General features: G+C 65.2%; 21 protein-coding genes. 12 read left to right on the top strand and 9 right to left on the bottom strand.

Annotation, left to right across the window (positions count from 1 at the left end):
- Nucleotides 1-14 precede the first annotated feature (14 nt).
- Nucleotides 15-4880, bottom strand: coding sequence for an NAD-glutamate dehydrogenase (locus tag ACLKOZ_RS10300; protein ID WP_436474867.1), 4866 nt, complete (start codon nucleotides 4878-4880; stop codon nucleotides 15-17).
- A 213-nt stretch (nucleotides 4881-5093) separates the two neighbouring features.
- On the opposite strand from ACLKOZ_RS10300, the gene ACLKOZ_RS10295 reads away from it, so the two are divergent.
- Complete coding sequence (locus ACLKOZ_RS10295; RefSeq protein ID WP_436474865.1) at nucleotides 5094-5600, top strand: MarR family winged helix-turn-helix transcriptional regulator; 507 nt, start codon at nucleotides 5094-5096, stop codon at nucleotides 5598-5600.
- A 346-nt stretch (nucleotides 5601-5946) separates the two neighbouring features.
- Nucleotides 5947-6882 (top strand): serine/threonine-protein kinase, encoded by a 936-nt coding sequence (locus ACLKOZ_RS10290; RefSeq protein WP_436474863.1) that lies wholly within the window; start codon nucleotides 5947-5949, stop codon nucleotides 6880-6882.
- A 3-nt stretch (nucleotides 6883-6885) separates the two neighbouring features.
- On the opposite strand, the gene ACLKOZ_RS10285 is transcribed toward ACLKOZ_RS10290, so the two are convergent.
- Nucleotides 6886-7557 (bottom strand): histidine phosphatase family protein, encoded by a 672-nt coding sequence (locus ACLKOZ_RS10285; protein WP_436474861.1) that lies wholly within the window; start codon nucleotides 7555-7557, stop codon nucleotides 6886-6888.
- A 217-nt stretch (nucleotides 7558-7774) separates the two neighbouring features.
- Nucleotides 7775-9217: an adenylosuccinate lyase gene (gene purB, locus ACLKOZ_RS10280; protein WP_436474859.1), complete on the bottom strand. Its 1443-nt coding sequence runs from the start codon at nucleotides 9215-9217 to the stop codon at nucleotides 7775-7777.
- 169 nt (nucleotides 9218-9386) lie between these two features.
- Here purB and ACLKOZ_RS10275 point away from each other — a divergent pair, with 169 nt between their 5' ends.
- Together ACLKOZ_RS10275 and ACLKOZ_RS10270 are read left to right on the top strand one after the other, a co-directional pair.
- Complete coding sequence (locus ACLKOZ_RS10275) at nucleotides 9387-9689, top strand: hypothetical protein (protein WP_436474857.1); 303 nt, start codon at nucleotides 9387-9389, stop codon at nucleotides 9687-9689.
- A complete protein-coding gene (locus ACLKOZ_RS10270; RefSeq protein WP_436474855.1) occupies nucleotides 9689-11134 on the top strand; it encodes a hypothetical protein in 1446 nt (481 codons plus the stop codon). The genes ACLKOZ_RS10275 and ACLKOZ_RS10270 overlap by 1 nt, the downstream gene beginning before the upstream one ends.
- Before the next feature lie 8 nt (nucleotides 11135-11142).
- Here the strand turns inward: ACLKOZ_RS10270 and ACLKOZ_RS10265 are convergent, their stop codons facing one another.
- A complete protein-coding gene (locus tag ACLKOZ_RS10265) occupies nucleotides 11143-11571 on the bottom strand; it encodes a phage holin family protein (protein ID WP_337348676.1) in 429 nt (142 codons plus the stop codon).
- 58 nt (nucleotides 11572-11629) lie between these two features.
- Here ACLKOZ_RS10265 and ACLKOZ_RS10260 point away from each other — a divergent pair, with 58 nt between their 5' ends.
- The 5 genes from ACLKOZ_RS10260 to ACLKOZ_RS10240 all read left to right on the top strand — a co-directional run bounded on the left by ACLKOZ_RS10260 (nucleotide 11630) and on the right by ACLKOZ_RS10240 (nucleotide 17322).
- Nucleotides 11630-12748 (top strand): histidinol-phosphate transaminase, encoded by a 1119-nt coding sequence (locus ACLKOZ_RS10260; protein WP_436474853.1) that lies wholly within the window; start codon nucleotides 11630-11632, stop codon nucleotides 12746-12748.
- Between the two features lie 149 nt (nucleotides 12749-12897).
- Nucleotides 12898-14133, top strand: a complete 1236-nt coding sequence (gene pdhA / locus ACLKOZ_RS10255) for a pyruvate dehydrogenase (acetyl-transferring) E1 component subunit alpha (protein WP_436474851.1) — start codon at nucleotides 12898-12900, stop codon at nucleotides 14131-14133.
- Nucleotides 14133-15113: an alpha-ketoacid dehydrogenase subunit beta gene (locus ACLKOZ_RS10250; protein ID WP_337348679.1), complete on the top strand. Its 981-nt coding sequence runs from the start codon at nucleotides 14133-14135 to the stop codon at nucleotides 15111-15113. Before pdhA ends, ACLKOZ_RS10250 begins: the two co-directional genes overlap by 1 nt.
- 85 nt (nucleotides 15114-15198) lie before the next feature.
- Complete coding sequence (locus tag ACLKOZ_RS10245) at nucleotides 15199-16650, top strand: dihydrolipoamide acetyltransferase family protein (RefSeq protein ID WP_436474849.1); 1452 nt, start codon at nucleotides 15199-15201, stop codon at nucleotides 16648-16650.
- 63 nt (nucleotides 16651-16713) lie between these two features.
- Entirely contained in the window at nucleotides 16714-17322 is a 609-nt protein-coding gene (locus tag ACLKOZ_RS10240; RefSeq protein WP_436474847.1) for a phosphatase PAP2 family protein, read from the top strand.
- A gap of 45 nt (nucleotides 17323-17367) precedes the next feature.
- On the opposite strand, the gene ACLKOZ_RS10235 is transcribed toward ACLKOZ_RS10240, so the two are convergent.
- The 3 genes from ACLKOZ_RS10235 to ACLKOZ_RS10225 all read right to left on the bottom strand — a co-directional run bounded on the left by ACLKOZ_RS10235 (nucleotide 17368) and on the right by ACLKOZ_RS10225 (nucleotide 19635).
- The gene (locus tag ACLKOZ_RS10235; RefSeq protein WP_436474845.1) at nucleotides 17368-17706 is read right to left on the bottom strand and encodes a hypothetical protein; all 339 of its coding nucleotides are present in this window, start codon (nucleotides 17704-17706) and stop codon (nucleotides 17368-17370) included.
- Nucleotides 17707-17867: 161 nt separating this feature from the next.
- Entirely contained in the window at nucleotides 17868-18296 is a 429-nt protein-coding gene (locus ACLKOZ_RS10230) for a universal stress protein (protein WP_337348683.1), read from the bottom strand.
- Between the two features lie 46 nt (nucleotides 18297-18342).
- A complete protein-coding gene (locus ACLKOZ_RS10225) occupies nucleotides 18343-19635 on the bottom strand; it encodes a PLP-dependent aminotransferase family protein (protein WP_436474843.1) in 1293 nt (430 codons plus the stop codon).
- 111 nt (nucleotides 19636-19746) lie between these two features.
- Between ACLKOZ_RS10225 and ACLKOZ_RS10220 the strand changes: the two genes are divergently transcribed.
- On the top strand, nucleotides 19747-20589 hold the full coding sequence (locus tag ACLKOZ_RS10220) for an isocitrate lyase/PEP mutase family protein (RefSeq protein ID WP_436474841.1): 843 nt from the start codon (nucleotides 19747-19749) through the stop codon (nucleotides 20587-20589).
- Nucleotides 20590-20597: 8 nt separating this feature from the next.
- Here ACLKOZ_RS10220 and ACLKOZ_RS10215 read toward each other — a convergent pair whose 3' ends face one another.
- Nucleotides 20598-21443, bottom strand: coding sequence for a GerMN domain-containing protein (locus ACLKOZ_RS10215; protein WP_436474839.1), 846 nt, complete (start codon nucleotides 21441-21443; stop codon nucleotides 20598-20600).
- 197 nt (nucleotides 21444-21640) lie between these two features.
- The gene (locus ACLKOZ_RS10210; protein WP_337348687.1) at nucleotides 21641-22198 is read right to left on the bottom strand and encodes an NAD(P)H-dependent oxidoreductase; all 558 of its coding nucleotides are present in this window, start codon (nucleotides 22196-22198) and stop codon (nucleotides 21641-21643) included.
- Nucleotides 22199-22322: 124 nt separating this feature from the next.
- Between ACLKOZ_RS10210 and ACLKOZ_RS10205 the strand changes: the two genes are divergently transcribed.
- On the top strand, nucleotides 22323-22931 hold the full coding sequence (locus ACLKOZ_RS10205) for a TetR/AcrR family transcriptional regulator (protein WP_436474836.1): 609 nt from the start codon (nucleotides 22323-22325) through the stop codon (nucleotides 22929-22931).
- Between the two features lie 362 nt (nucleotides 22932-23293).
- Nucleotides 23294-24277, top strand: a complete 984-nt coding sequence (locus ACLKOZ_RS10200; RefSeq protein WP_436474834.1) for an ABC transporter permease — start codon at nucleotides 23294-23296, stop codon at nucleotides 24275-24277.

Here is a 24277-nt window from a genome sequence, read left to right as displayed (position 1 = left end):
CAAACGCGGCGGGCCTACTGCCGCACGAGCGTCCGCAGGAGCTTGAGCGCTACTGAGATTGACGCGATGTCCACCTGGCCCGGGCCGGTCACTTCGGCGAAGGTGTCCTTGATCCGTGCCAGCTGCTCCTGGTGTCCACGCTCCCAGGCCACGATGCGTTCCACGGCGTCGGGTCCGCCTGCTCCCGGCGTCGGACTAGATTGCATCACCGAGATGGTCATGTCGGCGACGGCCGAGTAGACGTCATCCCGCAGCGCCGCCCGGGCGAGTGTCTCCCACCGGCTTTGGCGCGGCAGGTCCGTGATGCGCAGGAGGAGGCCGGCGGCGTCGATCCTTTGGAAGACCGCGTAGTAGAGATCAGCGATGATGGGGATCGGCTCGTGCACCTGTTCGGATATGAGGGAGATATCAAGCAGGCCGAAGCTCTCCAGGAGATCAGAGGCGCGCACACCCAACTCCCGTGGGAGGCCCAGGCTGTCCCAGTGTGCCAGGCGCCCCTGGACCCGGTCGATATCGGAGCCGCGCAGGTACTCCGACGTCCGCGTTCGCAGCAGCTCCAGCGTAGGCATGATCCGGGCCAGGGCTGTGGCGATGCGCTGGTCCCGGTGGTCGTGCGTCACATACCAGCGGGTGGCCCGGTCAAGGACGCGGCGCATATGGATGGCGAGTTCAGCGGCCTGATCACTGGGAAAATCCGGTGGCAGGGCATCAATGTTGTCCATGATCCAAGGCAAGTCGTACGCCTGGCGCGCCACCACGAAGGCCCGCGCCACCGCCGCTGCGGTGGCGGTGGTTTCCTCTTTTGCCCGGAACGCAAAGGTGATGCCGCCCAGGTTGATCATGTCGTTCGCCACCACCGTACAGATGATCTGGCGGCGGAGCGGGTGAGAGTCCAGCTCGGCGTCGAAGCGTTCGGCCAGCTGGTGGGGGAAGTAGCCTCGGAGCGTGCCTTGGAACCACGGGTCATCGGCCAGGTCGCTGGACGTGAGTTCCTTGGCGAGTTCGATCTTCGCGTAACCGGCAAGGACAGACAGCTCCGGGGAGGTCAGCCCCTTGCCGGACCGGAGCCGTTCGCGAAGCTGCTCCGTGCTGGGCAGTGCTTCCTGTCCGCGGTCCAGTTCCGAAGCGTTCTCCAGCCAGTCCATGGCACGTTCGAACCCGGGACTCCACTCAAGCACCAAGTGCCTGTCATTGAGCAGCAGCACGTTCTGGTCGGCATTGTTGGTTAGTACCAGCCGGGACACTTCGTCAGTAAGGGAGTGCAGGAACGGGCCGCGTTCGGTGTCCGGCATGCGCCCCGCGGCGATCATTCGGTCAACGAAGATCTTGATGTTGACCTCGTGGTCCGAACAGTCCACGCCGGCTGAGTTGTCGATCGCGTCCGTGTTCAGCAGCGTGCCGCCGAGGGCCACCTCGATCCGGCCACGCTGGGTGATGCCCAGGTTGCCGCCCTCCACGATGACACGGGCCCGTACCTGGTCGCCGTCGATCCTGAGGGGGTCGTTGGCTTTGTCGCCTACGTCCTGGTGACGTTCCAAGGAAGCCTTGACGTAGGTTCCGATCCCGCCGTTGTAGAGCAGGTCCACCGGCGCCCGGAGGATGGCCTGGAGCAGGGCATGCGGCGGGAGCTCGGACGTACCGGCCGGCAGGCCGAGGCACACCCGGACCTGCTCGGTGATGCCGATGGCCTTCGCGCTGCGCGGGTGGACTCCGCCGCCCTCGCTGATGAGTGACGGATCGTAGTCGGCCCAGGATGAGCGCGGCAGGCTGAAGAGCCGCCGGCGTTCACGGAAGGAGGTCTCGGCGTCGGGCGTTGGATCAAGGAAGATGTGGCGGTGGTCAAACGCTGCTACCAGCCTGATGTGCCGTGAGAGCAGCATGCCGTTCCCGAAGACGTCCCCGCTCATGTCTCCGATGCCCGCCACGGTGAAGTCCTGCGCCTGTGGATCCATGCCCAACGCACGGAAGTGCTGCTTGACGGATTCCCAGGCCCCACGGGCAGTGATGCCCATCTTCTTGTGGTCATAGCCCACAGAGCCTCCTGACGCGAAGGCGTCCCCGAGCCAGAAGCCGTATTCGTGCGCCACTGAGTTCGCCGTATCGGAAAAGGCCGCTGTACCCTTGTCCGCCGCCACCACCAGGTAGTAGTCATCACCGTCATGGCGAACCACCCGAGGCGGCGGCACTATCTTCTCGCCCGCCGGTGACACCACGAGGTTGTCCGTAAGGTCCAGGAGTCCGCGGATGAAAATGCGGTAACACTCGGTTCCTTCCGCCAGCCATCCCATACGGTCAACGGAGGGATCCGGGAGGCGTTTCGGATAGAAGCCGCCCTTGGCCCCGGTGGGCACAATGACGGAATTCTTCAGGTTTTGGGCTTTGACCAGGCCCAGGACCTCGGTCCGGAAATCCTCACTCCTTTCGGACCACCGCAGCCCGCCGCGGGCCAACTCGCCGAAGCGGAGATGGACCCCCTCCACGCGTGGCGAGTAAACCCAGATCTCATACTTCGGCCGCGGAAACGGGGCGTTGACGATGGCAGCCGGCGTCAGCTTGAAGCTCAGGTGCCCTTTCTCCTGGAAGTAGTTGGTGCGCAGCGTGGATTCCACGAGGTTCATGAACGTGCGCAGCAGCCTGTCGGCATCCAAAACGGGTACGGCCTCGATGGCTGCCAGGACCTCCGTGCGCGCCGCGGCCGTTTCACGGAACCGGGCGGCAGGTTCCAGGTTGGGGTCGAACTTTGCCTGGAAGAGCGCCAGGAGGGCGTGTGTGGCCCGGACATTGTTTTTCAGGGTCTCGGCGATGAAGCCGTAGGAATTGGTGGTTCCCAGCTGTTGGAGGTACTTCGCGTAGCTTCGCAGGATTACGGCCTGCCGCCACGCCACGCCCTCCCTGATGACCAAGGCATCGATTGCATCGGACTCGATGTCCCCGCGCATTGCGGCGCGAAAAGCCTGCGCCAGCAGGTCGCTGGTTGCCTCCGGGTCTACGCCCGCCGGATACTTCACGCCCAAGTCGTACAGGAACAGCTCGCGGGCCGTTCCGCGCCGGATCTCGAATGGACGCTGGTCCAGGACCTCCAGGCCCAGGTTGTGCAGGAACGGCAGGATCTGCGTCAGGCTCCGGGGCCGTGTCAGGTAAAGCCGGATCCTTGCCTCTCCCGGGGTGGCTGTTGACCGGGTCACCGTCAGGAGGGGATCGCCGGAGGGGCGGCCACCGTCTCCGTCCAGGTCGAATGCTTCGAAGTTCGCAATGTCCCGGACCGCGGTGTCCAAGCGGTAGTCCGCGCGGTATGCCGGCGGAAACGCGTGGGACCACAGGCGGGAAATTCCCGCTGCCTCCGCGGCCGGGAAGCGCTCGCGGATGAGTTCGTCGAGGCCTTCCGCCCAGGAGCGCGTGGCAGCGATCAGGTCACGCTCCAGTTGGGCAGGGTCGACGCCGGGCTGGCCTGCGGGTGCGTCGCGGACTGCCGTGGGACGTGTGTCAGCCCGTGGCTCCGCCGTTCCGATCCGAAAGAAGATCCGCGCCATGGGCGATTCGGAGAGCCGCACCTCGAACTCGATGGAAGTGGCCTTGAAGGCGAGAGTAAACTCGCGCTCCATCTGCAGCCGGACAGCGGTGTTGTAACGCTTACGGGGAAAGAAGACGAGAGCCAGCACAAACCTGCCGAGTGTATCGGGGCGGAGGAACAGCCGTGTCTGCCGGAGCTGTTCCGCGCGCATGATTTCACGCGCGAGCCGGCTGAGGTCCGGGATGTCGATCTGGAAAAGCACCTCGCGCGGGATCGCTTCCAGAGCGGCAATCAGCTCCTTGCCCTGCGGGGACTCGGCCGCCGAACCCAGAGCGTCGCTGACTGCGTTCAATTTTTCCCGGATCACCGGGATCCGCCGGACGGACTGGTGCTCTGCGCTGGGTGTGAAGAGGCCCAGGAACCGTTGTTCTCCGGTGGTTTTTCCTGACTGGTCGAAGGCCTTCACCCGAACCTCGTCCAGGTAGGATCCCCGCAGGACAGTGGAGCGAACATCAGAGGTGGCCAAGGCGAAGACCTGCTGGTCCTTCATGCCGGATTCCCCTGCGCCGTTCCGGGGACCGGGGCCGGTGTCCGGGACGAGTGTGGTGGAGGGACTTCGGTGGCGCAGCAGCCCCAGCTCCGAGCCTGGCCTGAGGGCGAGCGAGTCAAGGCCTCCCGCCGTCGTCAATCCGTATTCGCTGTAGCCCAGGAAGACGAAGTTGCCCTCGGCCAGCCAGCGGAGCAGATCGCGGAGCTGCTGGGCCGCCGGAACAGCATGAGGCGGCGCCTGTCCCGCTGCGGCGATTGCTGCGGACAGCTTGCCATGGATAGCGGCCTCGTCATGGGCCACTGCACGCACGTCGGCCACGACGGCCCGCAGCCGTTCCGTCAGTGCCCGGGCCGCCTCGGCGTCGGCCACCCGACCAATTTCCATGCCGATCCAGACCTCGGGCGTTCCATCGGAAGGCGCAGCATTGTCCGACTCCAGTCCCTCCCGGGCCGGACCAGGGCGGACTTCCAGCAGTGCATGGGAAGCAGGGTCGCGGTGCACCAGGAAGGTGGGGTGGACCAGTTGGTGGATCGGGGTGTCCTCGCGGGTGAGCTCTGCGGTGACGGATTGGACCAGATAGGGCAGGTCTTCGGCGACCACCGCCACGACGCTGGTGTCCAGTTCGTTCCGGATGCCGACGGCGGCCTCACCGGGACGCCGCCGGGAAGCCAGCTCCAGATGGTGGGCTGCCCTGGCGCGGAGGGTCTCAGGATCGTCATTGTGCAGGTCCTCGGCCGCTACGTGCGCGTAGTATGCGGCGAGGAAATCCGCGTCGGGTTCCAGCGAACCTGAGGGGGTCTGCTCCGATGTCCGTGCCATGCCACTGCGCCTCCGTGCGCGGCGGGCTACCGGGATCACGCCTCCCCGCGCCTACTCTTCATCATGGTCGCCGCGGCTCATGCAGTCCAGTGCTGTTCCCCGGCATCATGCGACTACTGTTCCTCGGCACCATGCACCCGCAAGCCCGCCGCCTGCCGGGCCACCTGCCGGATCGCAAGCTTGGCTAGATACCAGCCCGTCTAGGATTGTGGAATGGGCGCACAAACTGACGGATCCGGCTACTGGTACGGCCCGGATGGTCAACTCGACTCCGGGGCGGCCGTCCTGAAAGCCCTGCGGGATTACCGGGCGGCGGAACAGTCCGTTCGACGGTCAACCCGGAATTCGATGGGCATGGGCGAAACTGACATCCTCGCCCTCCGCTTCCTCCTGCGGGCGCAGGCTTCCGGCGAGACCGTGGTGCCAAAGGATCTGAGCCGGATTCTGGGCATCACCAGCGCTTCCACCACCTCGCTCATCGATCGGTTGGTTGCAAGCGGCCATGTCCGCCGCAAGGCGCACCCGTCGGACCGCCGTTCGGTGATCGTCGTCCCCACCACGGAATCGGATCAGGAGGTGAGGCTCACGCTCGGGGCCATGCATCGCCGAATGATGTCTGTTGCCGAAGGCCTGAGCGCAGAGGAGGCCCGCATTGTGGTGCAGTTCCTCAACAGTATGACCTCCGCTGTTCACGAGGACACGGCCCCTGAGATTAGCTAGCCTGACTAGTTATATGTATGCTTACGATCAGTCCTGGGGTTGTGAGTGTGAAGGAGGCGTGTGCGTTGGTAAGTATTGCCGGAGTTTGCGAACCGGAATCCATGCTTTGCGAAGACGAATATCCCGCCGAGGGCCCGGACGCTCCGGTCCATTGCGGAAGCCTGATGGAACTGGGGACGCCGACAACGGGGCTGCTGGCGACCGGCTACAGCTTCGAACCTCCTGCCGAGCCTGTGCGCCTGCCGCCCGTATGGCGCTGCAGTTGCGGCTTCCAGTTGGATGCCTGGGGCGCCGGACCGTTCTTTGAAAGTTCACTGGCCAGCCATCCCGTTTCTGCTTCAAGGCCATGACAGCCCTGGCCATCCCGGTTCAAGCTCCCCGCAATGGGGGACAGGCGGCCGCCGGGGGCCTCCTCCTCGGCCGCTACCAGCTTCGTGAGCGGCTGGGCCGGGGCTCGCTGGCCGAGGTATACCGCGCAGTGGACCTTGCCGGCGGACGCGACGTTGCGGTCAAGATCGCTGCGGATTCCACTACCAAGCAGCAGGCAAGGATCCACAATGAGGCCAGGATATTGGCCGGGTTGGACCACCCCGCCATTATCGGCTTCGTGGCGGAGGGACTTGTGCCTGACGGCTCCCCGCAGGCGGGGAGGCCATTCATTGTCGAGGAACTTGCTTTTGGCACCAGCCTTTCGGAAAGGCTGAGGGTCGCGGACCCCAGCTGGACAGACGTCGCCGCGTGGGCCGTGGACCTCTTCGACGGAGTCAGCCACCTCCATGCGCGGGGCTTGGTCCATCGCGACATCAAACCTGCAAACCTGATGCTGAGCGGGCTACGGCGTACCCTCGTGAAGATAGTAGATTTTGGCATTGCCGCCCGCGCCGGGACCCTGCCCGAGCCGGGCATTTCCTCCGGAACGGCGCATTACATGAGTCCGGAGCAGGCAGCAGGGGAGGCATCCCAGCCGTCCTGGGATGTCTACGCGCTCGGGCTTGTCCTGCTTGAGTTGCTGACCGGTACAAAAGCCTTTCCCGGGACACCCCTGGAATCGCTCGTGGCCCGTACCCTGCGCAGCCCCGAGATCCCCCACAGCCTGGGCCGCGGGTGGCACGAGTTGCTGGCCGCCGCCACTGCCATGGACGCAGCCGACAGGCCGACAGCCGCCGAAGCTTCGGCCCTGGCCTCCCGCCTCATTCCCCGCGGGCGCCCGCGGTATGCGAACCTGGTGTCCTTGTGCGCGGCGCGCCAGGTCCGCTTCGGGAAGCCCGCGTCAGCGGACTGACGCCTAGGCGGTCCCGCCGGTGGGATCCTCGGCGGTGGGATCGGCCAGGCCAAGGCCACCCACCGGGCTCCCGTCCCAATGTATGAGCTTCCAGCCTGCGTCCGGATCACCTTCCAACGCCACGATGCCTGTATTGGACAAGACATGGCGGGCCGCGAACTCATGGTCGGCGTCCGCAGCGCGGAGGCCCGCCCAAGTACGGATGGCGGCGCCGTGGCTGACCACGGCAGCAGCGGCAGAATTCCCGTTGCTGGCGGCGCGCTGGGCAATCCGGGTGATGGCGGCGTCGTACCTTTCGAAGAATTCATGACCGTCCGGACCGGCCGGCATGCGGCGGCCGAGGTCACCGGCTGCCCACGCGAACACCGTGCTCATGTACCGCATGTGTGATTCGTGGTCGGTCAGTTTCTCAAGAGCACCGGCCTCAATCTCGTGGAGCCCGTCCAGCACCTCGACGTCGAGGCCATGCAGGCGTGCCAGGGGTGCCGCCGTGATCTGGGTGCGGAGCAGTGTTGAGGCGTAGAGGGCCGCGATCGGTTCATCGGCGAGTGACCGGGCCATGGCCTCTGCCTGCCGCTTTCCCAGCTCCGTCAGCCCAGGCCCCGGATGGGCCGTGTCCAGCTGGCCGAGTACGTTACCGGGGGTCTGTCCGTGGCGGATGAGCAGCAACTTCATGCTCCCAGTTTCGCATCTTGCGGCAAGACCGGGGCGCCTGCGTGACCGTCCGGCGTCGTTCGTTCCTTCCCGGTTCCTGATGCCACAGGGCGGCAAGACACGGCGTGTCACTGCGACACGCGCGAAGCCGGGACCAGCAACTGGGCGGGAACGAACGAAGGCGCCGGGCCCTCGAGGAGCCCGGCGCCGTCGTACTTCTATTGGCTGTTAGGCCGTCCTACTTGAGGTGGTCCACCAACTGGTCCGCGATGCCGGTGTACTTGCCGGGCGTCAGCGCGAGCAGGCGCGCCTCGGCCTCGGCGGAGAGGCCCAGGCTCTGGACGAATTCCTGCATCCGCGCGGCATCCACACGCTGTCCGCGGGTGAGGTCCTTCAGGCGCTCGTACGGGTTTTCCATCCCTTCGACGCCGGCAATCGCCTCGGCCCGCATGACCATTTGGATGGCCTCGCCCAGGACTTCCCAGTTGGTGTCCAGGTCACCGGCGAGGACGTCTTCGGCTACGTCGAGCCGGTCCAGGCCCTTGGCGACGTTGGAGATGGCCAGCAGGGAGTGGCCGAATGCCACGCCGATGTTGCGCTGGCTGGAGGAGTCCGTGAGGTCGCGCTGCCAGCGGGACGTGACCAGCGTGGAGCCCAGCACGTCCAGGAGGCCCGAGGAAATTTCGAGGTTGGCCTCGGCGTTTTCGAACCGGATCGGGTTGACCTTGTGCGGCATCGTCGAGGATCCGGTGGCGCCGGCCACGGGGATCTGGGCAAAGTAACCGATGGAGATGTAGCTCCAAATGTCCGTGCAGACGTTGTGCAGAATCCGGTTGAAGCGCGCGACGTCGGCGTACAGCTCCGCCTGCCAGTCGTGGCTTTCAATCTGGGTGGTCAGCGGGTTCCAGGTCAGGCCCAGCCCCTCCACGAAGGACTTGGAAACCTGCTGCCAGTCGGCTTCGGGAACTGAAGCCACGTGGGCTGCGTAGGTGCCGGTGGCGCCGTTGATCTTGCCGAGGTATTCGGTCTTGGCGATGCGGTCCAACTGGCGGGTCAACCGGTGCGCGATGACAGCAAGTTCCTTGCCCAGCGTGGTGGGTGTGGCGGGCTGGCCGTGCGTGCGGGACAGCATGGGAACTGCGCGGTTGTCCTCGGCCATCTTGCTGATCTGCGCCACAAGGGCACGGGCGGCAGGCAGCCACACGTCCTCCACAGCACCCTTGACGCCCAGTGCGTAGGAGAGGTTGTTGATGTCTTCTGAGGTGCAGCCGAAGTGGACCATGGCGGTGAGGTGCTCGATGCCGATGGCGGGCAGGCGGCGGCCGATGTAGTACTCCACGGCCTTCACGTCGTGGACGGTGACGGCCTCGATTTCGGCGAGTTCGGAGACCGACGCGGAATCGAATTCAGTGACGATGCCGCGGAGCTTCTCCTGCTGTTCCGCTGTGAGCGGGCCGGCGCCGGGAAGAACGTTGTTGCTGGTCAGGTGAATGAGCCATTCGACTTCGACGGCCACACGGTCGCGGTTGAGGGCCGCCTCGGACAGGTAGTCAACAAGGGGTGCGACGGCGGACTGGTAGCGGCCGTCCAGCGGGCCCAGGGCGATCTGGTCCGGTGACGCGGCAAGGGCCAGGCGTCCGGAGGGCGTGCGGGTATCAGCTGTGGCGGCAGTTTCAGGCATGTGCTGATTCTTTCACGAACTGCCCACCCCCCGCTTAAGCGGCTGCTGGGTGTGACTTGTCCACATAGCCGACGGCGGTGCTTCCGTGGCCGGGCGCCGTTCCGTAGCGTCAGGTCCAGACAGCGGCGGCTAAGGGATCAGGCATCCCGACCTGCAGGAGGATTTGGACATGGGCAGTGATGTGGCGGCAGCCGACATGGCGGCATGCACGTCCCGCAGCTACGAGGTTCAGGTGTTGGCGGCCCGGGTAGACGCGTGCCTTGGGCGGGTGGAAAAGGTCCTCGCGAGTTTCCGCGAGATCCAGCTCCTGGACTGGCAGTCACCGGCGGGCCGGGCATACCGGAATTCAGTCGCACTCCAGGAGGTGTCGCTGGGCAGGGCGCGTGGGAGGCTCGAGGACGCAGTGGCATCCGTGAGGCACCACGCCCAGGCGGTGGGAGCCTTGGCCGGCAGCCCGGCGGGGAACTTCTGATGGCAGAGGTAACCCCGTCCGGCAGCGGCGGACCCATCCAGCTGACCGGACCGGCAGTGGACGGTCCCCTGGAGATCCGCGGGGGCTTGGGCGGCATCAGTTTTCAGCTGGAGGAACTTGCCGGGGGCGCTGAGAAGCTTGACGCAGCCGCGCAGGAGTTGGCTGCCGTGGAAGTGGAGGTTCGCCGCATCTGGGAAGACCTCTGCCTTTACGGGAATGAATCGCGCCCCACCGGCACGGCTGCCCTGATGGACATCGGGGAGGCCCAGTGGAGCATCCAGGCAGTCCGGACGGAGCTGCAGCACATCAGCCAGCAGGTACGCGACTGCAAGAGAGACTACGAAGTGGCCGAGGCAGTGATGTCTTTCAGGCGGGAGCACGCTTTGACGGGGCTGGGGACTTGCCTGAAACAGATCCGGGATGCCGAGTTGACAGGTTCCTTCAATAGGGACGCCGCTGAGCTTGCATTGGGAAATATCCCGGCCTTACTCGGCCTCATGTACGGGCCGCAGGCATATCTGGCTGGAAAGATTGCGGCCGATGCCTCGGCCGCCGCGCACGTAGAGGCCGCCACCCCCATGATCAGGAGCTTGGCCGAACTTCGTCCCCGCATGTTGGAGCCACGCCCTGTTGCTGCCCGCGAGGTGGAGTCCTATCCCGTGGAGCTGGACGCATCACCGGCAGGCCTGCTGGAACGCGCACGGCTCATTGATGAACGGGGAGACGGCTACATCGAGGTCCTCAAAGTGGATAACGGCGGTCAGAAAGCCTTCGTGGTCATTGTTCCCGGCACGCAGCCCGCAGGCGGGGAGATGGGCGGCGACAATCCTTTCGACGAAGCCGGCATCGCGGAGGGGCTGGGTTACGGCTCTGCCGAGGTCAATGCGGCCGTGTTGAAGGCACTGCGGGCCGCCGGTGCGGAACAGGGGGGGTCCGTGGTCACCGTCGGCTACAGCCAAGGCGGGATCCATGCCATGAACATGGCGGCCGATGCGCAGTTCCGTGCCGAGTACGACGTCAAGTACGTGCTGACGGCAGGGTCTCCAGTGGGCAGCATTGAACCGGACCCAGCCATCAGCACCCTGCATCTGGAGCATAGGCAGGACTGGGTGCCCGGATCCGATGGCGCTGCCAGTCCTGACACCCGCAATCGTGTCACCGTGACGCTGACCAACGACGTCCGAACCGCCGATGGTGAGGACCCCGGGTTGGGTCCAGGCCATAAGCTCACTAACTACCAGGAAGGCGCCCGGCTCGTTGCCGTGAGCGATGATCCTTCCCTTGTGGCCTCAACCGCCGTCCTCGGAGGTGTGCTTGGAGTCGGTGGCACGGCAACGGCTACCCGCTTCGCACTGACCCGTTCGAAGCCACCCGAACTGCCGCTCGCGGCTGTACCGAAACCAATGCCCCCTCCGCGTCCGTCTGAAATAGATCGGGCGCGGTGAGCTGTCCTTCAGCGCCGCCGTGCGCCGGGGAGCCGCCCTGCCACCACCGAGATGACACTGATGATGATTGCCGCGAGAACCGCAGTCCAGAAGAAGGAATCGATGGTGAAACGCACCGGCGTGTATCCGCTGATCCAGGACGTCAGATACAGCATGGCTGCATTAATGACGATGGTGAAAAGGCCCAGCGTGAGGATGGTGATGGGCAATGAGAGGAAGCTGACCAGCGGCCGGACGAACGCGTTGACAACGCCGAAAATCAGGCCGACGAAAAGATAGGCCAGGGTGACCCCGATGGCATCCGTGCCCTGGGTGACACCGGTTTCGGCAACGGCGTTCGTGGTGGCGGCAGTGGAAATATCCAGGCCTGGCAGGATCCAACTGGCAATCCAGAGAGCCAAGCCGTTGATCAGGACCCGCATGATGAAAGAGCGCATGTGCCCATGCTGTCACACCGCCCGAACACCAGGGCAGGGGAGAAGTAGGCTAGTTGGCATGACCTCACCAGAGACCCTTGCAGGGGGAATCAAGCCGCGTCCAGTGGTGGGCCGGCTTCCCCGCTACGCAGCCGGCAAGCCACCCGTCGCTGTTGATGGACTGGCCAGCTACAAACTGTCCTCCAACGAGAACCCGCTGCCCCCGCTGCCCGCCGTTGTGGAGGCCATCGCACGCCAGACCGACTTCAACCGCTATCCGGACCCCCTCAGCAGCAAGCTCCGCGCGGCGCTCGCCGAGTTCCTCGACGTCCCGGCGGAGGACATCGTCACCGGGGCGGGAAGCCTCGGCGCCCTCAACCAGTTGCTGACCACCTTCGCCGGCCAGAACGACGACGGCAAGGCGGACGAAGTGATCTATGCCTGGCGCTCTTTCGAGGCGTATCCCATCAGCGTTGGCCTGTCGGGGGCGGAAAGCGTCCGCATTCCCCTGACCGCGGACGGGCGCCACGACCTCGAGGCCATGGCGGCGGCGGTCACCGTCCGGACCAAGGTAATCCTCCTGTGCACCCCCAACAACCCCACCGGTCCCGTTCTGACCACCTCGGAAACAGAGCGCTTCATCCAGGCCATCCCGTCCGACGTCGTGTTGGTCATCGATGAGGCCTACCAGGAGTTCGTGCGGGCCGAGGACGCAGTTGACGGCATCGCCATGTACCGCAAGTACCCCAACGTGGTGGTCCTCCGGACCTTCTCCAAGGCCCACGGCCTCGCAGGGCTGCGGGTGGGTTACAGTGTGTCGAATCCGGGGCTCACGCAGCACCTCCGCGTCGCAGCCACACCCTTTGCGGTGTCCCAAATCGCCGAGCAGGCAGCAATTGTCTCGCTGCAGAACTACCCCCAGGTTGTAGAAAGGGTACAAAGCATCGTGGATGAACGGGACCGGGTTACGGCTGAACTGCGCGAACTGGGCTGGTTCGTCCCCGAGGCGCAGGGCAATTTCGTCTGGCTTGATCTGGGTGCCAACAGTACGGAATTTGCCGAACTGGCGGGGGCCCAGGCCCTCTCGGTCCGGGCTTTCGGTACCGAGGGTGTCCGGGTGAGTATTGGCGAGGTGGAAGCGAACACCCGTTTCCTGCGGTTGTGTGCAGACTATACAAAGCCGCCACGCCGTTCCTAGCGCTTAACATGTAGCCCGCGCGCTACCTACTGAAGATAAAGTTAGGATCAGTAAGCCAATATATATGCCCGCTGCGGAATGCATTCCTCCAGCGGCATATATCCCAGCGACATTGCAACGCATCCGCATGCGGCAAGCAAGGAGACGGTATGGGCGCCACACATTTGCCCTCCACCGAGTTCGACGGAACAGCGGTAGACGACCAGCTTGAGGCTGATGCCGAGGCTGCCATGGGCGAGCCCCCGGCGCCGATGGTCCAGTTGCTGGGACCAGACGGAAAGCTTGGCACTGATCCCGTCTATGGCCAGTACGCCGAGAAGCTCGATCCGGAGAAGCTGCGCGGGCTGTACGCCGACATGGCCGCAATCCGCCGCTTTGACGTGGAGGCCACGGCCCTGCAGCGCCAGGGTCAGCTTGCCCTCTGGGTTCCGTTGACCGGCCAGGAAGCTGCGCAGATTGGCTCCGGCCGTGCCAGCAAGCCCCAGGACTACATCTTCCCCACTTACCGCGAGCACGGCGTTGCCCTCACCCGCGACGTCGACCTCGCCGAACTGCTGCGCCAGTTCCGTGGGGTGTCCAACGGCGGGTGGAACCCCAAGGACACCAACTTCCACCTCTACACTCTGGTCCTTGCCGCCCAGACGCTCCACGCCGTGGGTTACGCCATGGGCATCCAGCGGGACCAGAAGTCCGCTGCGGCTTCGGACCCCGTGGGTACGGAACCGCAGGCAGCGGTCATGGCCTACTTCGGCGACGGCGCCAGCTCCGAAGGCGACGTCCACGAATCCATGGTGTTCGCCGCCTCCTACAACGCTCCGGTGGTCTTCTTCTGCCAGAACAATCACTGGGCCATTTCCGTGCCCAGCACTGTGCAGACCCGCATTCCGCTCTCCCACCGGGCCAAGGGCTACGGGTTCCCCGGCATCCGCGTGGATGGCAACGACGTCATTGCCGTGCACGCGGTCACCGAGTGGGCCCTTGACCATGCGCGCCAAGGCAAGGGGCCGGTGCTGATCGAGGCTTTCACCTACCGCGTCGGTGCCCACACCACTGCTGATGACCCCACCAAGTACCGGCTGTCGGCGGAGGAAGATGCGTGGCGGGCCAAGGATCCCCTGCTCCGGCTGGAAAAGTACCTGCGGGCTGAGGGCATGGCAGACGACGCCTTCTTTGCCAAGGTGAAGGCTGACGGCGACGACCTTGCGGCCTACGTCCGGCGAACTACCCACGACCTTGAGACCCCTGACATCCGTACGGCCTTCGCGAACACCTACGTCGAAGCCCACCCGCTGGTTGCGGAGGAGCTTGCCTGGTTCGAGGAGTACAGCGCAGGGTTTGCCGGCGAGGAACCCGCCGGACAGGCAGAAACAGAGGCAGGCCACTGATGACCACCATGACAATCGCCAAGGCCATCAACGAAGGCCTGCGCTCAGCCCTGACCAACAACCCCAAGTCCCTGCTGATGGGCGAGGACATCGGTCCCCTCGGCGGCGTCTACCGCGTTACCGACGGGCTGATCGCGGAGTTCGGCCCCGACCGCGTGGTGGATACACCGCTGGCGGAATCCGGCATCATCGGCACGGCAATTGGCCTTGCCCTGCGGGGCTACAGCCCCATCTGCGAGATCCAGTTCGACGGGTTTGTGTTCCCAGGCTTTAACCAGATCACCACCCAGCTGGCCAAGATGCATGCCCGCAGCAACGGCAACCTTACGGTGCCCGTAGTCATCCGCATCCCGTACGGCGGCGGTATCGGTTCGGTAGAGCACCACTCCGAGTCCCCCGAGGCCTTGTTCGCGCACACCGCAGGGCTGCGCATCATCACCCCGTCCAACCCGCATGACGCGTACTGGATGATCCAGCAGGCGGTCGAATGCCAAGATCCCGTCATCGTCTTTGAGCCCAAGCGCCGCTACTGGCTCAAGGGCGAGGTGGACACTGAGGCCGCCGGCGAAGCGGAGGATCCCTTCAAGGCACACGTACTCCGGGAGGGGACGGATGCCACCATCGTGGCGTACGGCCCCCTGGTGCCCGTCGCACTGGCCGCCGCGAACGCCGCGGCCGAGGACGGGCGCAGCGTGGAAGTTATCGACCTCCGCTCCATCTCACCGATCGATTTCGACACGGTGGAGGCGTCGGTGAAGAAGACCGGACGCCTGGTGGTTGCCCACGAGGCACCCACCTTCGGCGGCATCGGCGGCGAAATCGCGGCCAGGATCAGCGAACGCGCCTTCCTGTCCCTCGAAGCCCCCGTCATCCGTGTTGGCGGGTTCCACATGCCGTACCCGGTCGCCAAGGTCGAGGAAGACTACCTTCCGGACATCGACAGGATCCTTGAGGCGCTGGACCGGGCCCTGGCCTACTAGCCCGGTCCGCCTATCCCCACTCAGACTTGCCGCCCCGTCTCCTGGCCCGGAGCGCGGACTTGAGCTTTTCGAAACCGAGGACATCATGACTGTGAACAAGTTCAACCTTCCCGACGTGGGCGAAGGCCTCACCGAGGCGGAAATCGTCTCCTGGAAGGTCAAGCCGGGCGACACCGTCGCCATCAATGACGTCCTGTGCGAGATTGAAACGGCTAAGTCCTTGGTGGAGTTGCCGTCACCTTTCGCCGGGACAGTCACCGAGCTGCTGGTCCCTGAGGGGATCACCATCGAAGTCGGAACCGCCATCATCAGTGTCACTGACGCTGTATCCGGCGACCCCACTCCGGCCGATGTCCCGGCTCCCGCCACTCCGGTCCAGCCCCTGTACGGTAAGCTCCCAGCGTCCGACGCCGGCACAACGGACAGTGCCCTGGCCGGCGGTCCGCTGGTGGGATCCGGTCCCAAGGCCGACGCCGTCAAGCGCCGCGCGCGCAAAACCGCGCCTGCCGTGGCTGCCGGGTCAGCCCCGGTCCCGGAGGTTGCGCCTGTTGTTGCCCGGGTCCCGGCGGCCAAGCCTGTCGAGACCCCGGCTGTGGATGACCGGCCCACCCTCGGTGACACGATCACCGGCCTGGTGAACCGGGTCCTGGCCAAGCCTCCCGTGCGCAAGATTGCCCGCGACCTGGGAATCGACCTGGCGGACGTTGTGGCTACGGGCTCCCGCGGCGAGGTCACGCGTGAGGATCTGGTGAGCTACCAGGCCCAGCGCGACGCCGAGTTGGACAAGGCCGACGGATTCTGGGGCAAGGCCAATAAGCCGCAGGACCAGCGGATTGAGCGTGTTCCCGTCAAGGGCGTCCGGAAGGCGACCGCGAAGGCCATGGTGGAGTCCGCCTTTGCCGCACCCCACGTCAGCATCTTCGTGGACGTGGATGCCAGCCGCACCATGGAGTTCGTGAAGCGGCTGAAGGCCTCGCGTGACTTCGAAGGAATCAAGGTCTCACCGCTGCTGATCCTGGCCAAGGCCGTCATCTGGGCGGCCGCCCGGAACCCGAGCGTCAACGCCACGTGGGTGGATAACGCCGATGGCACCGACTCCGCCGAGATCCACGTCAAGCACTACATGAACCTGGGCATTGCAGCTGCCACGCCCCGTGGCCTGATGGTGCCCAACATCAAGGATGCCCAGGATCTCTCACTGAAGGAACTTGCACTGGCGCTGAACAACCTGGCCACGACGGCCCGGGCCGGCAAGACCCAACCCGCCGAAATGCAGGGCGGCACGCTCACCATCACCAATATCGGCGCGCTGGGAATCGATACCGGGACGCCCATCATTAACCCCGGAGAGGTGGCGATCGTCGCCTTCGGAACCATCAAGCAGAAGCCTTGGGTCCTGGACGGGGAAGTGATCCCGCGCTGGATCACCACCCTGGGCGGTTCGTTCGACCACCGCGTGGTGGACGGTGACCTGTCTGCCCGCTTTATGGCTGACGTCGCAGCCATCCTTGAGGAGCCGGCGCTCCTGCTGGACTAGGTTCACCCCACAGACACAGGCCCCGTAGGCGACCAAGCCCGGAAGATCGGAAGACGAGGCACTTTGACTGATTCAGCCCTCCGCGCCCAAAACCGGTCAGCACGATGGCTGACGGAGGTTTTCCAGCCGCCGGTGGTAGTCACGCTTCAGCTGCTGATCAGCCCCCTCACCGAGCCTGGATTCCCGGGAACCATTGGCTACGGGGCCCTTGCTGCGCTGTTCGTCTGCGTCCTGCCAGTGCTGCTGCTGTTGGGCCTCGTGCGGCTGGGCAAGGTCACGGACCACCATGTCAGCAACCGCGAGCAGAGGGCGCCGGTGTTGCTGATGGCCCTGGCCTCGGTGGTGGCAGGGCTGCTGGTGCTCATTGCTGTCGGCGCGCCGCCAAGCGTTGTGGTGATGGTTTTGACCATTGTGGGCGGCATTGTGGTGACTGGGGCGGTGAGTCCCTTCTGGAAGATCAGCGGACACGCCGCGGCCATATCGTCGTCGGCCGTTATCACTGTGATGATGCTGGGTCCGGCCTGGCTGCCGCTGCTGGTACTGATTCCCGCAGTCGGCTGGTCCCGTGTGGTGCTGCGCGCCCATACGGCGGGCCAGGTGGTGGCCGGGGCGCTCGTTGGCGGGCTGGCGATGTCGGGCTTCTGGTGGCTGCTCCAGGGCTGGCTGGCCTAGCCGACGCCGGCTGGCATCCTGTCGGCCGAACCGGCAGCACGCCCCCTAGAAGGATGCGTACGTGGACATGATCTGGGTGGCCTCAGCGCCCATTGCCGGGCCTCCAAGTGTCCAGGCAGCTGCCATCATGAGGCCTCCGACGGCGGTTGCAATCGCTGAGAGTGCTGCGAAGAACTTCCAGTCCTCGCGCAGGACACTTTCAAAGGTTTCCGGCAGCTGCAGTCCGGGGGAGATGAGGTTGGGGGCACTGTCCACGGAACCGTCGTCCAGCAGTGCCACTACCCTGCCGTTGCCGCGGTCCACCCGCATGGAGCAGATGTGGTTGCCGTGCCTGGCGAGGAGGATATCGTGGCCAACGAGCTGACGGCGCTGGAGTGTGATCAAGGGGGCCCCTTTGGTTGTGCGGCTGGTTGTTGTCCGCTCCTTCGGGGGCACTCCAATTTTATCGTTGGTCACGCAACGAAAATGGCGTTCTGGGGTGAGAAGCGACACCACGCACCGCCCGGTACAGGCGGTGCGCAGTGCCGCGATTCAGTGCTGGCGGGTCAGTCGGCGTCGTAGGTGTTGGCGATGTAGACATCGCACGTGGCGTTGTGGGCCACGCTGTTGGCCACGCTGCCCAGAACCCGGCCAATGCCGCGCATCCGCCGGTTGCCCACCACGATCATCCGGGCACTGAGACGTTCGGCTTCCTTGATGAGTGCCTCCGCAGGCTTGCCGCGGGCGGCGGAATACGTCACCTTGACCTCGCCGGTGAGGGAGTCCGCCACCGTCTTGGCCACGTGCTCCGCGCCATCAGCATCAGAGACGATCCATTGATCGCTGCCGCTGCCGAATACCTCGGTGCGGTCACTGTCGAACGCTGAGACGACATGAAGTGACGCACCCACGGCGGCCGCCAGGTCCCTCGCGGCCTCGGCGGCCTTCTTGGCCGTTCCGCTGCCGTCTACCCCAACAACAATAATTCCGCTCATCTTTGCTCCTTCGCTTTGGTAAGTGGCCTGATCCAGTGTGGCAAGGCTACAGCCCGGTGATGGCTTCCCGCAGTACAGGGGCCAAACGCCGGACACCTTCGGTGATGGCCTCGGGAGGCACGGCGCTAAACGCCAGCCGCAGCTTGTTGGACGGTTCGTCCGAGGGCGAGAAGGCAGCGCCGGGGATAAAAACCACACCGGCATCGATGGCCTTCTTCAAGAGGGGATAAGTGTCCACCCCTTCAGGTAGGGTCACCCAGACGAAGAAGCCGCCCTCAGGGCTGGTCCAGCTTGCGCCGACGGGCATGTACTCCTCAAGCGCGGCCAGCATCGCGTGGCACCGCTCAGCGTAGAGTCCGCGGTAGGTCTCGATCTGGCCCTTCCAGTCGTAGTCGCGGAGGTACGCGGACACCAGCATCTGGTTGAGCGTCGGCGGGCACAGGGTGACCGCTTCCGACGCGAGGTAGTAGCGGCGCTGCAAGTGCTCCGGAACAAGGGCCCACCCAATGCGAAGGCCCGGCGCGAAGATTTTGGAGAAGGAGCCCATGTAGATGACGTCGGCCGGGTTGGCCGCGCGCAGCGGGGCCAGGGGTTTCCCATCGAACCGCAGGAGGCCGTATGGATTGTCTTCCAATACCAAAATATTCGCGTTTCGGCATATATCGACGATCTTTTGCCTGCGGTCCTGCGCGAGCGTGATACCGGAGGGGTTGTTGAAGTTCGGGATGGTGTAGAGGAACTTGACGTTCTTCCCCGCGGTCTGGAGTGCTGCAATCCTGGCCTCCAGCAGTTCGGGGACCAGCCCGTCGTCGTCCATCTCCACGGTTTCCACCTGGACCTGGTAGGCCTCGAAGGTGTTCAATGCGCCGACGTACGTGGGATTCTCCACCAGCACCACGTCGCCTGGATTGCAGAACACCTTGGTGGCCACGTCCTGGGCAGACTGCGAGCCCGCCGTGATCACCACGTTCTCGGGCACGGCATCGAGAATGCCTTCGGCCGCCATCACCTCGCAAATCTGCGCACGCAGCTCTTCCGTTCCTTGGCCGCCGCCATATTGCAGGGCGGTGAGGCCGTCGTCGGCGATGATGGTGGCAGCTGTCTGGGCCAGCCGCTCCAGCGGGAGGGACTGCAGGTAGGGACTTCCTCCGGCGAGCGAGACCAGTCCGGGCCTCATGGAGATGTCGAAAACGTCGCGTACGGCGGATTGCCTGATATTGGCGGCGCGCTCCGAGAACAGGTCCTCGTGGCGGTGTGCGGACGTGGCCGCGCGTTCGATAGCGTCAATGGCTTCTGCTGGCAGCAGCCCTGCTGCGGCATCAAGTGTTTCGTGGGTCACACCCTCAGGATACAGCCGACAGTTGCTGATAAGGCAACACTTGTTGATCACTGAAGCACATCGGCGTGCCGGCAGCTTTACGTGAAGGGGCGGACGGGCTGGAATAGACCCATGATGACGCCCCCGCAGTCCACGCAGCTAGCCGCAGCATTCAGGTCCCTCCACCGTTCCGGGGCGCCGCTGCTCCTGGTCAATGTCTGGGACGCGGCCTCCGCCCGGCTCGTGGAAGAAGCCGGTGCCACGGCGATTGCCACCTCCAGCTCCGCCATTTCCTGGAGCATGGGTTTCCCGGACGGCAACAGGCTTCCGGCCGGGTTGGCCATGTCCGCACTGGCGAGGATCGTTGCGGCCACTTCGCTTCCAGTCACGGCTGACATCGAAACGGGCTATGCCGGCAGTGGCGACGGCTTCGACGATAAGAAGCTGCGCAACACCGTCCTGGCAGTGCTGGAGGCAGGGGCCGTAGGCATCAACTTCGAGGACTCCGGAGACGGCCCCCTCACGGGCACCAGCGAGCAGTGCCGCCGTCTGGACCTGGTCCGGGAGACCGCGTCCGCCGCCGGCGTCGACCTCTTCATCAATGCCCGCACTGACACATACCTGTCCGGGGATTATCCGGAGCTGGCCTTCGAAGAGACCTTGACGAGGGCCGAAGCCTATCTTGCGGCCGGCGCAAGCGGGATTTTTGTGCCGGGGGTAACCGACCTGCACGTGCTCCATGAGCTGTCCCGCCGGATCGACGCGCCGCTGAACGCACTAGCAGGCGTCGGTGCGCCCTCCGTAGGTGAACTGCACGACGCCGGTGTGCAGCGGATCAGCATCGGCGGCAATACCGCCAAGGCGGCATATGCAACGGTCTCCCGGGTGGCCGAGGAGGTGCTGGGCGACGGCAACTGGTCCGAGCTTGCCGGGGCACGCAGCCACGCCGCCATGGACGCCCTGTTCGGGGGATAAGCGGGGGCCTACTTAACGCTCAGGGCCTCGGCGAGTCCTGCGCCATTGACGTAGATCTCGGCCCGGATGGCGCCCACCGCCGATACCGCGGTCTGGGTCAGCTGGGCCTCAATCCGCGGAATGTCGCATACTCCGCCCGGACGTATGGTGCCTGCCAGGTAAACCGTGACGGTGGTGCCGTCAAAGCTTCCGGACAGGAAGTCCAGGGTAGAGCCGGAGAGCGAGTTGTAGACATCGGCTATCGGCGGCTCTGATCCGTCCAGCAGGGCGGTGATGGCCGCCGGCAGGGGTTCGGCGGATTCCGTGTGGGAACGCTTGACGCCCACCAGGCTGTCGTTGCAGCCGAAGCGCACACCGCTGCTGCCGCCGTCGTCCAGGAGGACGTAGTACGCCGTGACGGACTGCGCTCCGGCGGCATTGCCGATAGGCGGCTCGTCGGGACTGCGGGTCTGGGCGGGCTGCGGTTCCGCAGCAGGTGCCGTTCCCGCTACCCCGGTCTGGGCCTGCCCCGGGTTACCGGCGCTGCCGGCCCCTGTGCCGGAGCCGGGAGCTGCGGCTGCTGGTGGTGGTTCGCCCGTCTGGATCGCAGTACCATCCGCCGGCGCGCTGTCGGGTGTGTCCCCGGAAGGTACCGGACTCGCCGCCGGGCTGTCAGCCCCCAAGGACCCGGCGGGTGGTGCGGCCTGGGGCTGGGGAACCGGGGTCAGGGGTTCCGCAGGCGGGACAGCCTGTTCGCTGGCAGCCGTGCCGGCGGGTATTTCGGCCACGGCAGCGCAGGACCCCAGCCACAGCGGAAGCACCAGGGCCACTGCCGCTGCCGCCGCCCGTTTCGTGGCACTACGCCTGCTCGCCATCCCGCACCGCAATTCCGTCCGGTACATTTCCGTGCATTTAACGTTACGGCCGCCACGCAGGCCAGGGAATGCCGCTCCGGTACCGGTTGGGACAAGAGTTGGTCACGCCGGAGGCCCCTTTGGCCCGGCGATTCACGGAGCCATAACGAATGCCCCGGATACCTTGCGGTAGCCGGGGCATTTGGTATCTGTGGGGCTTAGGCGGCGGGGCGTGCAGCGGCGAGGGCATCAAAAACACCCTTGATCTGCTCGACAACCTCGGCGTCATCCTTCGGGTGCAGTTCTGCGAAGCGGACCATCGAACCGGGAACTGCCAGCTTGACGTCCTCAAGCACCTGTGCGCCGGCGATGCCGACAGCCTTGCGTGCCTCATCCTGGGCCCATACCCCGCCGAACTGGCCAAAGGCGGTACCGACGACGGCGGTGGGCTTGCCTGCCAGGGCACCGGCACCGAACGGGCGGGACAGCCAGTCGATGGCATTCTTGAGCGATGCCGGCACGGTTCCGTTGTGCTCGGGCGTGACCAGCAGGAGGGTGTCGGCTTCGTTGGCGGCGGCGCGCAGGGCTGCAGCTGCGGCGGGAACCTGGCCTTCGACGTCGATGTCCTCGTTGTAGAACGGAATGTTGCCGAGGCTGTCGTGGATGACCACGTCAACCTGCTCGGGTGCGTTCAGCCGGATGGCCTCGGCGAGCTTCTGGTTGGTGGATTCGGCGCGGAGGCTGCCGACGAGGGTAAGGACGGTGCTCTTTGACATGGGGACTCCTGGGTCGGGGCTGCGGCGGGTCCGCAGGCTGGCTGGAAAACTCAGGCTGTTGGGGCCTTCACGATCTAAACGGACTACGGTCCGGATAATATTCCCGGGGTCTAGAATGTGGGATGTGAGCTTCATCCCATTGCGTCCCGGATCGTTGTCCGGACCGGTCGCCGAGCGCAGCGACGCTGCCCGGAACCGTGAGCGCCTGCTGGGAGCCGCCCGCGAACTCATCGATGAATGCGGTGCGGACGGACTCACCATGGACAGGCTGGCCGAGCGCGCCGGCGTGGGCAAGGGAACCGTGTTCCGCCGGTTCGGCAGCAGGGCCGGCCTGATGATGACGCTTCTCAGTGACGCCGAAGCTGAATTCCAGGCCCGCTTTATGTTCGGGCCGCCGCCCCTGGGTCCCGGCGCCCCCGGCCTGGAGCGGCTCATAGCCTTCGGTTCGGCCCGCATCGCCTATGTGCTGGAATACGGGGAGCTTGCCCGCGCTGCCGATGAATCCGCCTACAACCGCTTCGACGTCCCGGCCGCCGTCCTCTGGCACAGGCACATCGAACTGCTCCTCCGTGAGGAGGGCATGGACGCGGACCCCCGCCTGATGGCCATGGCCCTCAGTGCCACGCTGGACCCGGAGCGGCTGTTGCACGCGGTCCGGGTCCATGGCATTGAGCCCGAGCGGCTCGCCGAGTCCTGGCGTGAGCTCGTCACCCGTGTAGTGCGTGGGGCGTAACCCGCCCGGCCCGATTGATGCGTCTGTCAAATCAGTTCCACTGAATTATTCATAACGATTCGATACGGCGTGGGGCATTCCCGTCCGTTTGGTCGCTTTTTGACAGGATCTGTGTGGTAATTTCCTGTGGAATGTGACCCGCAACATAGTCCACCAGGACCAAGCCGGCAACGGCTGCGGGAAGCCAGCTACCCGCTGGTGAGGAACCCGGAAGTGGCGGCGCATCCCCTGCCTGGCCGGGGACGACGGAAGGATCTAGCTCGTGATAGCAGTTACGGCCAACGCCCCGGAGCCAGCGCGCCGGAGTTCCCTGATGCAACAGGTCGAGCAACCGGTAGCGGCGATACAGAAGTAGCTGGCACATGCTCCGGTACCTCGCCAAGCGCGGAATCACCTATGTTTTTATGATCTTCCTGACCACTTCGGCCGGGTATTTCCTTGCGGTCAGCTCCCTCAAACCCGCGCTGCTGGAGCAGGAAAGAATCCCGCGCCCCACTCCAGAGCAGGTCGCCAACTCCATGCGCCTCAAGGGCCTGGACCCGGACCTTAGCCCCTGGGAGCGTTACGTTGAGTGGCTGACGGGTATCGTGACCCGCTGGGACTGGGGCCGCAGTCCCAACGGCGCGTACATCAACGCCGAGTTCGGCGATCGCGTGTGGATCTCCACACGGCTCTTCCTCGCCTCCATCGTCCTGACGCTCGTGATCGGCGTCGCCCTCGGTGTGTACTCGGCGGCCCGCCAGTACAAGTTCCAAGATCGCGTCATCACCTCGTACAGCTACCTTGCCTACATCGTGCCGGCGCCCATTGCCTACTTCCTCGTTCAGCTCGGTGCGATCAACATCAACGAAACTGTCGGTAAGCGGATCTTCTTCGTCACCGGCATCTCGACGCCAGGCATGGAACAGGGCTGGGCGCAGTTCGTGGACATGGTGGCCCACTACGCGGTGCCCACCGTCGCCATCACGCTCGTGGGGTGGGGCTCGTACCAGATCGCCCAGCGGCAATACCTGCTGGATAACGTCAACGCCGACTTCGTCCGCACGGCCCGCGCCAAGGGCCTGACCCGCAACCAGGCCATCTCACGGCACGCCCTCCGGGTCTCCTTCATCCCAGTCGCGCAGAGCATTGCCTTCACTATCCCGGCCATCTTCGCGGGCGGCTTCTTCGCCGAGAAAATCTTCGCTTGGCCGGGCGTCGGCTCCTGGAGCATCGACGCCATCTCCCTCCAGGACGTAAACGCCGCCACGGCAACGCTTGCCTATGGCTCAGTCATTTTCGCCCTCGGCGCCATCCTGGCGGACTTCGCCACCACGCTTGTTGACCCGAGAGTGAGGGTGCAGTAG

Origin of the sequence: Arthrobacter sp. R4, assembly GCF_051365025.1 — a bacterium.
Classification (GTDB): domain Bacteria; phylum Actinomycetota; class Actinomycetes; order Actinomycetales; family Micrococcaceae; genus Arthrobacter.
This window is presented reverse-complemented; position numbering and strand designations above follow the sequence as displayed.

Bases quoted from the DNA above. Each gene is read 5' to 3' on its own strand.
- ACLKOZ_RS10215 (WP_436474839.1), bottom strand. From the start codon at position 21,443: ATGGCGAGCAGGCGTAGTGCCACGAAACGGGCGGCGGCAGCGGCAGTG.
- ACLKOZ_RS10275 (WP_436474857.1), top strand. From the start codon at position 9,387: ATGGGCAGTGATGTGGCGGCAGCCGACATGGCGGCATGCACGTCCCGC.
- ACLKOZ_RS10260 (WP_436474853.1), top strand. From the start codon at position 11,630: ATGACCTCACCAGAGACCCTTGCAGGGGGAATCAAGCCGCGTCCAGTG.
- ACLKOZ_RS10230 (WP_337348683.1), bottom strand. From the start codon at position 18,296: ATGAGCGGAATTATTGTTGTTGGGGTAGACGGCAGCGGAACGGCCAAG.
- pdhA (WP_436474851.1), top strand. From the start codon at position 12,898: ATGGGCGCCACACATTTGCCCTCCACCGAGTTCGACGGAACAGCGGTA.
- ACLKOZ_RS10245 (WP_436474849.1), top strand. From the start codon at position 15,199: ATGACTGTGAACAAGTTCAACCTTCCCGACGTGGGCGAAGGCCTCACC.
- ACLKOZ_RS10220 (WP_436474841.1), top strand. From the start codon at position 19,747: ATGATGACGCCCCCGCAGTCCACGCAGCTAGCCGCAGCATTCAGGTCC.
- ACLKOZ_RS10200 (WP_436474834.1), top strand. From the start codon at position 23,294: ATGCTCCGGTACCTCGCCAAGCGCGGAATCACCTATGTTTTTATGATC.
- ACLKOZ_RS10285 (WP_436474861.1), bottom strand. From the start codon at position 7,557: ATGAAGTTGCTGCTCATCCGCCACGGACAGACCCCCGGTAACGTACTC.
- purB (WP_436474859.1), bottom strand. From the start codon at position 9,217: ATGCCTGAAACTGCCGCCACAGCTGATACCCGCACGCCCTCCGGACGC.
- ACLKOZ_RS10290 (WP_436474863.1), top strand. From the start codon at position 5,947: ATGACAGCCCTGGCCATCCCGGTTCAAGCTCCCCGCAATGGGGGACAG.
- ACLKOZ_RS10250 (WP_337348679.1), top strand. From the start codon at position 14,133: ATGACCACCATGACAATCGCCAAGGCCATCAACGAAGGCCTGCGCTCA.
- ACLKOZ_RS10295 (WP_436474865.1), top strand. From the start codon at position 5,094: ATGGGCGCACAAACTGACGGATCCGGCTACTGGTACGGCCCGGATGGT.
- ACLKOZ_RS10210 (WP_337348687.1), bottom strand. From the start codon at position 22,198: ATGTCAAAGAGCACCGTCCTTACCCTCGTCGGCAGCCTCCGCGCCGAA.
- ACLKOZ_RS10270 (WP_436474855.1), top strand. From the start codon at position 9,689: ATGGCAGAGGTAACCCCGTCCGGCAGCGGCGGACCCATCCAGCTGACC.
- ACLKOZ_RS10300 (WP_436474867.1), bottom strand. From the start codon at position 4,880: ATGGCACGGACATCGGAGCAGACCCCCTCAGGTTCGCTGGAACCCGAC.
- ACLKOZ_RS10265 (WP_337348676.1), bottom strand. From the start codon at position 11,571: ATGCGCTCTTTCATCATGCGGGTCCTGATCAACGGCTTGGCTCTCTGG.